Genomic DNA, 10,787 nt, shown 5'->3' with positions numbered 1-10,787 from the left:
TAGCCGCTGGAGCCGCGCACGTTGGGCTGGATCAGCGCCATGCCCAGCTCTTGCACGAAGTAGGCGTTGCGGCCGAGGAAGCCGACGCTGGCCTGGGACTCGGGGCCACCGTGGATGGAGATCAGCACAGGGCGCTTGCCCCCGAACTTGCTGGGCGGCGAGGTCAGCAGGCCGGAGATCGTCGTGCCGTCGAAGCTCTTCCAGCGCACGATCTTCTGCTCACTGAAGCCCGAGGTGTCCATGCCCGGCGCGGCGGCGGCGCGCGTCCACTGCTGGACCTTGCCGTCCGCATCCAGCGAATAGATCTGGCTGGGACCTTGCGCGTTGCTGATCGAGAGGGCCAGCTCGCCGCGGCCGCGGTGATAGGAGGCGGCCCCCACGTTGCCGTTGGGCAGAGCTGCCGGAGCGGGCAGTTCCTTGGCCGTTGCCGTGTCAAAGAAGTGCAGCTCGTCGCGGCCGTCGACGTTGAACTGCGCAGCCAGCTTGGTGCCGTCCTCGGTCAGCGTGACGCCGCTGACATCCCAGGGGATGTGGCTGCTGATGCGATCGATGCGGCCGCTGCCCAGGTCAAGCTTCATCAGCTCGCGGAACTCGCCCGCGCGGTCGCTGGCGATCCACAGCCCACGGCCGTCATTGGCCCAGCCGGCCGGCGAATAGGTGGCCTTGGGGGCCTGGCTGCCGACGGCCGGCGCGACCTGCTTGGCCATGCCGCTGGCGAGGTCCAGCATCCAGATCTGCGATTCGTTCGCTGACAGGTAGCGTGTCAGCGACACCAGGCGCTCGTCGGGGGAGGGGCGGCCCGCGGCCCAGCCACCACCGTCCAGCTCGGCCAGCTTGCGACGACCTTCCGGCTTGGCGGGATCCATCAGCCACAGCGTGGTCGTGATCTTGCTGCGAGTGCCGCCCTGGGCGGTCCGGTCGATGGGAACGGACGAATAGATCAGCTGTCCGCTCTTGCGCAGCCAGGTGTTGATGGCGTGGCGCTCGTCCGGGCTGGTGAGCAGCACGGGCTGGGCGCCAGCCTGGTTCAGCGCCAGGCGGTAGATCTGGCCCACCTCGTTGCCGCCGGTGGCGCGCTCGAAGACGATGTACTGGCCGTTGCGCGGCTCGTAGCTGGCACGGGTGACCGGGTCAACGCCGTCGGTCAGTTGTTCGCCGGCGGTCAACGGCGTCGTCACGCGGAAGATCTGGGCCGTGTTGGCCCCGGCCTTGCGGTGGCTGACCAGCATCTCGCGCTGCGTCGGATGCCAGTCGGCGAAGGTGTGGCCGCGGAAGTCGTTGTAGCGGCCGATGGCATCGGCCAGGCTCTGGGGCACGGCGGGGATGCCCTGGACGAGCAGGTTGGCATTGGGCACGACGACGGCGGTCGGCGCGGTCGGCGATGCACAGGCGGCCAGCAGGGCGGTGCCCAGCACGCAGAGCGAGGAACGGAGACGATTCATAGGGGCCTCAAAAAGGAAATGGGCGCTCAAAGCGCCCATTCTCGACCGGGTTGAACTCGGGTCTAACCCGCTGTGACTTCCTTCAGTGCGTCTGCTGGATGCCGGCGATCAGCCAGCCCTCGCCGGACTTGACCAGGTGCCAGATCTCGTCGAAATCGCCGGCAGCCTGATCGCTGGCTTCGCGCACCAGGCCCCAGAAGCGCACGGAGACGACCTGCTGGCCATCCTCGGTCGCGACGTCCACGACGCTGGCGTCGAGCTGCAGCACTTCGGTGCGCTGGGTCGCGCTGCCGCGCTCCAGCAGCTCCTGCTGGATGCTGGCGTACATCTGCGGCGTCGTGAAGCGGCGCAGGTCGGCCTGGTCGCCCGCGTCATTGGCAGCCTGCAGGCGGATGAACACCTGCTTGGCGATCTTCTCGAAGCCGGCGGCGTCGAAATCGGCAGGCACCGAGGCGGCCGCAGCGCCGGTCGCTGCAGCCGCTGCCACGGGGGCTGCCGAGGCCGTGGCCTGCGGCTGCCAAGCCGGTTGGGCGGGCTGCTGTCCGGCATCGAAGTTCATGCCGTTGGAGCCAGCCAGTTGCGGCGACTTCGATGCGGCAAAGCGGCGCATCAGGAAGCGGATGACGAACAGCGCCACCAGACCCAGCAGCACCATGGTCATGATGTTGGCCAGCTCGGCGCCGAAGCCGAGGTGGCTGGCCAGCGCGGCCAGGCCCAGGCCGGCGGCCAGGCCGGCGACCGGGCCAAGCCAGGAGCGCTTGGGCGCGGCGGCTGCGGCACCCGCCTGCTGCGGCACTGCGGGCTTGGCGGGGGCCGCCTGTTGCGGTGCTGCAGGCTGCTGGGCCGGCGGCGTGTGGGGTGTGGTCTGAGCTGGCGTGCTGCGCTTGATGCCGCCACTGCCCAGGCGCTTGGCCTCGGCGTCGTGGGCGGGCAGGGCGAAGGCCAGCAGGGCGGCCAGGCTCGCGGCAATGATGCGGTTCAAGCGGAGTCTCCGGAAAAGTGAGAGGAACGAGCCAGAGATAGTGGCTCACCACATGATTTTCAAGCTTCCCGGATGTCAGCGACTATGGTTTTTCCGAAGTCTGCCCGCAACAGAAACCGAACAATGGCTGCCGCCGTGGCGTCTGCTGTCTGCAGCTGGCCGCCTTCCTTCAGGCCCTGGAAGCGGGCCTGCTCGGGGAAGCGCTCGGGATCGGCGCCACGCAGTTGCACCTGCATGTCGGTGTCGATGACGCCGGGCGCCAGCGACACGATGCCGACGCCGGGCTCTTCCAGGGCCAGCGCCCGGCTCAGGTGGTCCAGTCCGGCCTTCACGGCACAGTAGGACGCGCTGCCCGCCATCGCGCGCCGGCCCAGACCGGAGGAAATGTTGAGGATGCGGCGTTGGGGGACGCCGGCCGTCTCGGCAAGGAAGACGCGGCTCAGCAGTGCAGGCGCCTCCAGGCCGACGCGCAGCGCTGCGGACAGCTCGCCCAGGTCGCTGGTCGCCAGCGGGCCGGGCGCACTGAGCAGCGCGGCGTTGTTGATCAGCGTGGCACTCTGCCAGCCCGTGTGGGCGCGCAGCCAGGCTTGCAGGCGCTCGGCGGCGGGCAGCGGGTCGGCGAGGTCGACGCCCCATTGCTCGGCCTCCAGCGTCGGGTTGAGCTTGCGGGCGATGCCGATAACCGTGTGATCGGGCTGCGCGAGCTGGTGGGCCAGCGCGGCGCCCAGGCCGCGGGAGCTGCCGGTGACGATAAAGAGGTGCATTCAGAACTCCGGGGGACAGGTGAAGTGGTGGCCGGCGACCTGCAGCTCGCTGGCATGCAGCAGCAGCCGCGGGCGGGCCGCGGCGATGTCGGCCGTGGCATAGAGCGCATCCCCAAGGATGGCATGACCCAGCGCGGCCATGTGCACGCGCAGCTGGTGGCTGCGCCCGGTCAGCGGCTCCAGCGCGACGCGGGTGTGCCCCTCCTCGTGGCCGAGGACGCGCCAGCGGGTCTGCGAGGGCTTGCCGCGGTCGTGGTCGACCTGCTGGAGCGGCCGGTTGGGCCAGTCCGGCGCCAGCGGCAGATCGATGAGGCCCTTGCCCTCGAGATGGCCGGCGACGACGGCGATGTAGACCTTGCCGACGCGACGCTCGGCGAAGTCGGCGCTGAGCTCGCGCTGGGCCGCCATGCCGCGGGCGAACAGCAACAGGCCGGAGGTGGCCTGGTCCAGGCGATGCACGATCAGCGCATCGGGATACAGGCCCTGCACGCGGGCGCTGGCGCAGTCGGGTTCGGTGCGCCCCGGCACACTGAGCAGGCCCGCGGGCTTGGTGATGACGACCAGCCGGTCGTCGGCGTGCAGCACCTGCATCAGCGTGACGAGACCAGGATGCCCGCGGCGATCAGCGCGAAGGCCAGGCCGTGGTACCAGGCCGGTGCCAGGCCCAGCAGGGCCGCCGAGATGACGGCGGCGAACACGGGCGTCAGGTTGACGAAGAAGCCGGCCAGGGCCGGCCCGGCCTCTGCCACGCCCAGGCCCCAGCAGCGGTAGGCGATCAGCGAGGGGCCGATGGCGACGTACGCCAGCACCGCGATGAGGGTGGGGCTCCAGTGGATGGGGCCCGGCGCGATGACCTGTTCCGCCCCGGCCGCCAGGCCCGAGAAGACGACGCCGAACATCAGCTGGGCCATCAACGCCTCGGCCCAGTTCCAATCCGGGCGCTCGCCCGGTCTGAGCCCCGGTGCCGGCCGGGCCAGCATCCACGAGTAGACGGCCCAGGTGAAGATGGCAACCAGCATCAGCAGGTCGCCGGGCACGAAATGCACGGCCAGCAGCGCTGCCGGGTCCCCTCTGGCGATGACGACCGCCACGCCGGCCAGGGACAGTGCTGCGCCGGCCAGTTGACGGCGCCGCGGCCTGACGCCATAGAAGACAGCACCCACGCCCAGCATCCAGACCGGCATGCTGGCCGTGATCAGCGTGACGTTCAGTGGCGACGAGGTGTGTAGGGCCAGATACTGCAGCGCGTTGTAGCAGCCCATGCCGAGCAGGCCCAGCCAGGCCAGGCCACGCCAGCGCCGCAGCGCCTCGCCGGGGTGGGCCAGAAGCCGGCGCGCCAGGGGTGCGAGCAGGGCGAAAGCGAGCAGCCAGCGCAGCCCGTTGAGCGCCATCGGCGGGATATCGTTGCGCACCAGCCGGCCCACGACTGCATTGCCGGCCCACAGCAATGGCGGCAGCGTCAACAGCAGAGCGAGGCGTGGGGTCAGCGTCATCGGGCGGCGCGCGCGGGGCAAAGGGCTGGCACGATAGCTGACAACGCAACAAGGAGCGCCGTGATGAACGAAAAGGCCGTGGTGATTGACGCCCCGGGCGGGCCGGAACAACTGAAGCTGGTGGACGTGGAAGTCGGCGCACCCGGGCCGGGTGAGATCCGCATCCGCCACCAGGCCTGCGGGCTCAACTACATCGACGTCTACCACCGCAACGGCGCCTACCCGCTGCCGCTGCCGGCGCGGCTGGGCATGGAGGGCGCAGGCGTCGTGGAGGCGGTGGGCGAGGGCGTGACCCACCTGAAGGCGGGCGACCGGGCGGCCTACGCCAGTCAACCGCCCGGCGCCTATGCAACCGCCCGTGTGATGCCCGCGAAGTGCGTGCTCAAGCTGCCGGACGCGATCGACTTCGAAACCGGCGCCGCCATGATGCTCAAGGGCCTGACGGTGCAGTACCTGCTGCGCAAGACGCTGCCCCAGGGGGGGCTGCAGGCCGGCGACTTCGTCCTTTTCCACGCAGCGGCGGGCGGCGTCGGCCTGATCGCCTGCCAATGGGCCCGCTCGCTGGGGCTGCAGCTCATCGGCACTGCGGGCAGCGCGCAGAAGTGCCAGCTCGTGCTGGAGAACGGCGCGGCCCATGCGATCAACTACCGCAGCGAGGACTTCGCGGCGAGGGTGCGCGACATCACCAGCGGGCGCGGTGTCAAGGTGGTCTACGACTCGGTCGGCGCCGACACCTGGGAAGGATCGCTGAACAGCCTGGCGCCGTTCGGGCTGCTGGCCAGCTTCGGCGCAGCCTCGGGGCCGGTGCCGCCGTTCAGCGTGAGTACGCTGGCGGCCAAGGGTTCGGTCTACGTGACTCGGCCCACGCTCTTCACCCATATCGCGACGCAGGAGGCCACGCAGGCCATGGGCGACGAGTTGTTCGCCATGGTGGCCAGCGGTCAGGTCAACATCCGCATCGACAAGCGCTACGCGCTGGCCGACGTGGCGGAGGCGCACCGAGACCTGGAGGCCCGTCACCTGGTCGGCAGCGCCGTGTTATTGCCCTGAGGACGGGGAGGAGCGAGCCGAGCAGTTGGGCGAGGCTGATCCCCTGTCTGATTTCGACCGCAAGCGGGTGGTCAATCAGCTCATTCGAACCGGTCGCAGCGCTGAAACCCGCGCCAACGCTGGGTCTGCGGAGTTTCTTGAGTCCACGGCGCGGCAGCACCCCCGAGAACGACAAAGGCCGGCGCAATGGCCGGCCTTGCCGCGACGGAAGGGGCGGTGCCGTTCAGTGGCTGCGGTTGCGGCGGCGCGCGACGGCGCCGACGGCGGCGAGACCCAGCAGCATCAGCGCGTAGCTTTCCGGTTCCGGCACCGGCTGGGCCTGGATGTTGAGCGAGCCGGTGAAGCCGACGCTACCGCCGATCAGGTTGCCGCTGACGACCAGTGTGTGCAGGGTGGGCGTCAAGCTGCTGGCCGTGTAGGTCCAGGCATCGACGCCGATGCCACCGGGCAGGCTCAGGTTGACGTCGGCCGTGAAGGGGTTGCCGTCAAAGGTGACACCGGTGACGTCGAATCCGCTGCCGCCCGCGAAGTTGGCGGTGATGACGGCGTTCAGGTTGATGGACGTCCAGCCCACCAGGCTGCTGAGATCCAGCGTGAAGCTGTTGTCGCCCGTGCTGGCGGCCGAGAAGCTGCCGGACCACTGGTTGGGGCCATTGCTGACCAGCGTGATGGGCGTGGCGGCAGAGGCGAGCGTGCTGGCAAGCAGCAGGCCAGCGGAGATCAGGGCAGACTTGAGCAACATGGGTGAACTCGGTTGTGTGGAGTTGTTGCCAAGTATGTCATCCCTAAGGTGACAAATGCACGAAAGTGGCAAGTCAGTCGCCAGGCGCGACCTGAAACTGGCAAGGCTCAAAGGATCCGGCGCAGCGCGATCTCGAAATTGAACGCGGAGCCGACGCCGGGTTCGCTGGTGACCGCCACGCTGCCACCCATCAGTGCCACCAGGCGCTGCACGATGGTCAGGCCCAGGCCCGTGCCGCCGTAGCGGCGCGTGATGCTGCCGTCGGCTTGCGTGAAGGGGTCGAAGATCTGGCTGATCTGGTCGCGCGTCATGCCGATGCCGGTGTCCGTGACGCAGCCGTGCAGGCGCAACCGCGCCGGCGGGTCACCGTCCCGCGCCTCGGCCAGCGCGATCTCGATGCGCACGTCGCCATGCTCGGTGAATTTCAGCGCGTTGCCGACCAGGTTGATGAGCACCTGGCGCAGCCGCAGCGCATCGCCCACCAGCCAGGACGGCACGCGGGGCTCCACGTGGGTGCGCAACTGGATGCGCTTGTCGTGGGCCTGCAGCAGCAGCGGCTGCAGCGCTTCGCCCAGGCAGTCCTGCAGGCTGAACGGCGCTTCCTCGATGACGATGCGACCGGCCTCGATCTTGGCCACGTCCAGCAGGTCGTTGATGATGGTCATCAGCCCCTTGGCGGACTGGTGAGCCATGCCGATGAAGCGGCGCTGGCGTTCGTCGAGTTCAGTCTGCAGCACCAGTTCCGTGAGGCCCAGCACGCCGTTCATGGGGGTGCGGATCTCGTGGCTCATGTTGGCCAGGAACGCGCTCTTGGCCTGGCTGGCCGTCTCGGCCGCCTCGCGTGCGGCGACCAGGGCGGCCTGGCTGGCCTTGAGGTCGGCGATGTCGCGCGCATTCAGCAGCATGACGGTGTCGCCGGTGACGGGGTCCCGCATCTGGCGGGCGTCCAGCGCATGCCAGCACGGGCCGTTCAGGGTCTGCAGCTCGACGTCCTGGCGGCAGGTCTCGCCGCGCTGCACTCGGCTGAGGATGCTGGCGGCGTCGTGGGCATGGGCGAAGAGGCGGGCGAACTCGCTGCCGCCTGCGGGGGGCGGCGTGTCGCCAAAGGTGAGGGCAGCGGCAGGGTTGCGCATCAGCAGTTCGCCGGCACCCGGGCCGAGCAGGCCGAACACGGCGATGCGCACCGAGGTGTGCTGCAGCGCCTCGACACCGCGCAGCATGGACAGGTCCGCGCCGCCGCCCAGGGAGTCGGCCGCGAACAGCATGACCTGGCGGCGGTCGGGCGTGCGCATGCCGCGCGAGACCAGCATGACGGTGGTCGGCTCGCCCTTGGGGTAGAGGGTCCACTGCTCCCGGACGATCTTGCCCTGGGCATGGTCGGCCGCCGTGACGGCCAGGCGCTCCTGCACGGCATCGCCATGCTCGTTGAAGTTGCGCGAGAGGAACTCTTCGGCGCTGTCGGCATGCCAGAAGCGCAGGGCTGCGGCATTGGCCCAGAGGTTGCGCTGGTGCTCGGGGTCGAAGACCCACAGAGGAACATCGAGCCAGTCGTAGTGGCTCAGGCTGGCAAAGTCGAGGAGCATGGAGGGCGTAGAGCGGCGCGCGATTGTCACCGCTTGTGATCGAGACCCGCGTGAACTACTGCGCTGCTCCGGCGTCGGGCGGTCCCAGAGCCGCGCGGTAGGCATGCCAGCTGGCATGACCCAGCCAGGGTCCGACAACCACGAGGCCGATGAAGTACGGCAGCATGGCCGCCACGATCAGCGTCGTCACGATCAGGCCCCAGAACAGCATGACCAGCGGCTGGGTCAGGCAGAGCTTGAGGCTTGCCAGGCCGGCCGTGACGGCGTCGGTGTCACGGTCCAGCAGCAGTGGCATGGCGATGACGCTGACCGCGAAGATGAGGCCCGCGAAGACCGCACCGACGGCCAGGTAGGCCGCGATGAAGCCGAGGTGCTCCGGATTGAGCAACTGGTGCAGCGAGCCCGCGAAGTCGGGCATGCCGTCGAAGCTGACAGCGAACACGACCAGTGCTGCCCGGCCCCACAGCATCTCCAGGATGAGCAGCACGAAGCCGAAGATCGCGATCTGGCGGACGTTGGCCATCCAGGCCCCGAGGGCGTCCTCGATGGTGGGGGCCTCGCCGCGCTCCAGGCGCAGGCTGACCTGGTAGAGGCCCAGGCACAGCAGCGGACCCAGCAGCAGGAAGCCCGCGCACAGCGCCAGGGTGTAGATGGGCGCGTGCCGGAACACCATCAGCACGGTCAGACCCATCAGCGCGAAGCAGCCGCCGAAGAAGGTGGCGATGCCGGGAGCGCGCCGCAGATCGGCCCAGCCCAGCTTCAGCCAGTGCAGCGGCGCCGACAGGGGCAGGCGCCGCAGCGGCGGGCCGAGCTCGACGGCGGGCTCTGGAACGTAGGGGGTGTAGGCAGGCGAGGGAGGTTCAGGTGCGTCGGACACGGCGCAGTTCATCCAGGATCAACAGGATGGCGCCGATGGTGATGGCACTGTCTGCCACATTGAAAGCGGGGAAATACCAGCCGCGAGCGTGGACCTGGATGAAATCGACGACGTAGCCGTGGATGGCACGGTCGATGACATTGCCCAGGGCGCCACCGAGGATCAGCGTCAGCGCCCAGGCAAAGATCTTCTGGTGGCCGTGGCGGCGCAGCATCCAGATGATGAAGCCGGCCGCGGCCAGCCCCAGCCCCAGGAAGAACCAGCGCTGCCATCCCGAGGCGCCATGCAGGAAGCTGAAGGCGGCGCCGTAGTTGTGGGCGCGCACCAGGTTGAAGAAGCTGGTGACTGGGTGGACGTCGCCCAGCTGGAAGGCGCCCAGGATCAGGATTTTGGTGAACTGGTCGGCCAGGATGATCACGGCGGCGATCAGCAGCCAGGCGGTCAGGCCAGAGGAGGAAGACGAACGAGAGGGCATGGGGCGGGGCGCGAGGCGAGGGGCGTCAATGTAACTTGCTGCCGGGCTTGGGCTTGTGGGCGCCGGCGAACGGGCGTAGAAGCAAGACTCTTCCTTCCCGTTGGAGGACGACATGCGAAAGCGCATCTACTGGCTGCTGCCCGACCTGGGCAGTGCACGCAGGACGATGGACGAGCTGCTGCTCGCCCGCATCACCGAGCATCACATCCATTTCGTGGCCTCCGAGGGCGCCCCCATGGACGGGTTGCATGCGGCCAATGTGCTGCAGACCTCCGACCTTGTCGAGGCGGCCCAGTACGGGGCGCTGATCGGCTCGGGCCTGGGCGCGGCAGGCGGGGTGGCGGCGGTCTTTGCCTTCGATCCGACATCGCCGGCGGCCCTGGTCACCGGGGTGGCGGCGGTCGGGGCCATGCTGGGCACTTGGTCCGCAAGCATGATCGGCAGCTCGACGCCGAGCCGGCGCCTGAAACGCTTCGAGCGGGCGCTCGGCGAAGGGCAATACCTGCTCATCGTCGATGTGCCGCGCACCCGGGTGGGCGAGATCGAGCGCTTGCTCGAGCGCACCCATCCCGAGGCGCATTTCGAAGGCTGGGAACCCAACGTGCCAGCCTTCCCCTGAGCCGGCTCAGGCGACGGTGCGGACCTCGCCCGCACCGTGCAGGTTGCTGTCGCAACGTCCGCACAGTGTCGGATGGCTGGCGATCTGCCCGACGTCGGCGCGGTAGTGCCAGCAGCGCTCGCACTTGGCGTGCGGGCTGGGCGTGACGACGACGCCGAACTGGGCGGCGGACACCAGCTTCACGGCAGAGGTGATGAAGACGAAGCGCAGGTCCGCGCCCAGGCTGCGCAGCAAGGCCTCGTCCTGCTCATCGACCTGCAACGTCAGCTCGGCCTGCAGCGAGGCGCCGACCGCACCGGTCACGCGCACGGCCTCGATGGCCTTGTTGACCTCGTCTCGGATGTCGTGGATGCGCTGCCACTTGGCCAGCAAGCCGGCGTCGGTGGCGCCGAAATCCCAGTAGGTCTCGACGAAGATGCTCTCGCCCTTGTTGAACACCTGCCATGCCTCCTCGGCCGTGAAGCTGAGGAAGGGGGCCATCCAGCGCAGCATGGCGTGCGTGATCTGCCACAGCGCCGTCTGCGCCGAGCGCCGGGCCAGGCTCTTGGGCGCGGTCGTGTAGAGGCGGTCCTTCAGCACGTCCAGGTAGAACGCGCCCAGGTCCTCGGAGCAGTAGACCTGCAGCTTGGCGACGACCGGGTGGAACTCGTAGCGCTCGAAGTGGGCCAGGATGTCGGCCTGCAGTTCGGCCGCGCGGGCCAGGGCATAACGGTCCACCTCCAGCAACTGGTCCGCCGGCACGGCGTCCTTCGCAGGGTCG

At 69.1% G+C, this 10,787-nt stretch carries 12 protein-coding genes; 2 read left to right on the top strand and 10 right to left on the bottom strand.

Annotation, left to right across the window (positions count from 1 at the left end):
* The 5 genes from VGF12_RS25355 to VGF12_RS25335 form a co-directional block, all read right to left on the bottom strand.
* A partial coding sequence (locus VGF12_RS25355) for a S9 family peptidase (protein ID WP_331178828.1) occupies nucleotides 1-1,442 on the bottom strand: 1,442 nt, incomplete at its 3' end.
* An 82-nt stretch (nucleotides 1,443-1,524) separates the two neighbouring features.
* Entirely contained in the window at nucleotides 1,525-2,424 is a 900-nt protein-coding gene (locus tag VGF12_RS25350; protein ID WP_331178827.1) for a Tim44-like domain-containing protein, read from the bottom strand.
* Between the two features lie 59 nt (nucleotides 2,425-2,483).
* Nucleotides 2,484-3,188: an SDR family NAD(P)-dependent oxidoreductase gene (locus VGF12_RS25345; protein ID WP_331178826.1), complete on the bottom strand. Its 705-nt coding sequence runs from the start codon at nucleotides 3,186-3,188 to the stop codon at nucleotides 2,484-2,486.
* On the bottom strand, nucleotides 3,189-3,779 hold the full coding sequence (locus tag VGF12_RS25340; protein ID WP_331178825.1) for a pseudouridine synthase: 591 nt from the start codon (nucleotides 3,777-3,779) through the stop codon (nucleotides 3,189-3,191).
* Nucleotides 3,779-4,681: a DMT family transporter gene (locus VGF12_RS25335; RefSeq protein WP_331178824.1), complete on the bottom strand. Its 903-nt coding sequence runs from the start codon at nucleotides 4,679-4,681 to the stop codon at nucleotides 3,779-3,781. The genes VGF12_RS25340 and VGF12_RS25335 overlap by 1 nt, the downstream gene beginning before the upstream one ends.
* Nucleotides 4,682-4,744: 63 nt before the next feature.
* On the opposite strand from VGF12_RS25335, the gene VGF12_RS25330 reads away from it, so the two are divergent.
* Nucleotides 4,745-5,731: a quinone oxidoreductase gene (locus VGF12_RS25330; protein WP_331178823.1), complete on the top strand. Its 987-nt coding sequence runs from the start codon at nucleotides 4,745-4,747 to the stop codon at nucleotides 5,729-5,731.
* A gap of 223 nt (nucleotides 5,732-5,954) precedes the next feature.
* Here the strand turns inward: VGF12_RS25330 and VGF12_RS25325 are convergent, their stop codons facing one another.
* From VGF12_RS25325 to lspA, 4 genes are all read right to left on the bottom strand, one after another.
* Nucleotides 5,955-6,473: an FxDxF family PEP-CTERM protein gene (locus VGF12_RS25325; protein WP_331178822.1), complete on the bottom strand. Its 519-nt coding sequence runs from the start codon at nucleotides 6,471-6,473 to the stop codon at nucleotides 5,955-5,957.
* 107 nt (nucleotides 6,474-6,580) lie between these two features.
* Nucleotides 6,581-8,056, bottom strand: a complete 1,476-nt coding sequence (locus tag VGF12_RS25320; RefSeq protein ID WP_331178821.1) for a hybrid sensor histidine kinase/response regulator — start codon at nucleotides 8,054-8,056, stop codon at nucleotides 6,581-6,583.
* Nucleotides 8,057-8,111: 55 nt separating this feature from the next.
* The gene (locus VGF12_RS25315) at nucleotides 8,112-8,933 is read right to left on the bottom strand and encodes a DUF2189 domain-containing protein (protein ID WP_331178820.1); all 822 of its coding nucleotides are present in this window, start codon (nucleotides 8,931-8,933) and stop codon (nucleotides 8,112-8,114) included.
* Entirely contained in the window at nucleotides 8,917-9,408 is a 492-nt protein-coding gene (gene lspA, locus VGF12_RS25310) for a signal peptidase II (protein ID WP_331178819.1), read from the bottom strand. Before lspA ends, VGF12_RS25315 begins: the two co-directional genes overlap by 17 nt.
* Before the next feature lie 112 nt (nucleotides 9,409-9,520).
* Between lspA and VGF12_RS25305 the strand changes: the two genes are divergently transcribed.
* Nucleotides 9,521-10,027 carry a DUF1269 domain-containing protein gene (locus VGF12_RS25305; protein ID WP_331178829.1) on the top strand — a complete coding sequence of 169 codons (507 nt, stop codon included), beginning with the start codon at nucleotides 9,521-9,523 and terminating at the stop codon, nucleotides 10,025-10,027.
* 6 nt (nucleotides 10,028-10,033) lie between these two features.
* Here the strand turns inward: VGF12_RS25305 and VGF12_RS25300 are convergent.
* The coding region (locus tag VGF12_RS25300) for a class I tRNA ligase family protein (protein WP_331178818.1) at nucleotides 10,034-10,787 on the bottom strand (754 nt) is incomplete at its 5' end.

The sequence above is a fragment of the Roseateles sp. genome, assembly GCF_036404855.1.
Taxonomy (GTDB): Bacteria; Pseudomonadota; Gammaproteobacteria; order Burkholderiales; family Burkholderiaceae_C; genus Pelomonas.
This window is presented reverse-complemented; position numbering and strand designations above follow the sequence as displayed.

Coding starts and splice junctions, on each gene's coding strand:
- VGF12_RS25325 (WP_331178822.1), bottom strand. CDS start 6,473: ATGTTGCTCAAGTCTGCCCTGATCTCCGCTGGCCTGCTGCTTGCCAGC.
- VGF12_RS25320 (WP_331178821.1), bottom strand. CDS start 8,056: ATGCTCCTCGACTTTGCCAGCCTGAGCCACTACGACTGGCTCGATGTT.
- VGF12_RS25340 (WP_331178825.1), bottom strand. CDS start 3,779: ATGCAGGTGCTGCACGCCGACGACCGGCTGGTCGTCATCACCAAGCCC.
- lspA (WP_331178819.1), bottom strand. CDS start 9,408: ATGCCCTCTCGTTCGTCTTCCTCCTCTGGCCTGACCGCCTGGCTGCTG.
- VGF12_RS25335 (WP_331178824.1), bottom strand. CDS start 4,681: ATGACGCTGACCCCACGCCTCGCTCTGCTGTTGACGCTGCCGCCATTG.
- VGF12_RS25305 (WP_331178829.1), top strand. CDS start 9,521: ATGCGAAAGCGCATCTACTGGCTGCTGCCCGACCTGGGCAGTGCACGC.
- VGF12_RS25345 (WP_331178826.1), bottom strand. CDS start 3,188: ATGCACCTCTTTATCGTCACCGGCAGCTCCCGCGGCCTGGGCGCCGCG.
- VGF12_RS25330 (WP_331178823.1), top strand. CDS start 4,745: ATGAACGAAAAGGCCGTGGTGATTGACGCCCCGGGCGGGCCGGAACAA.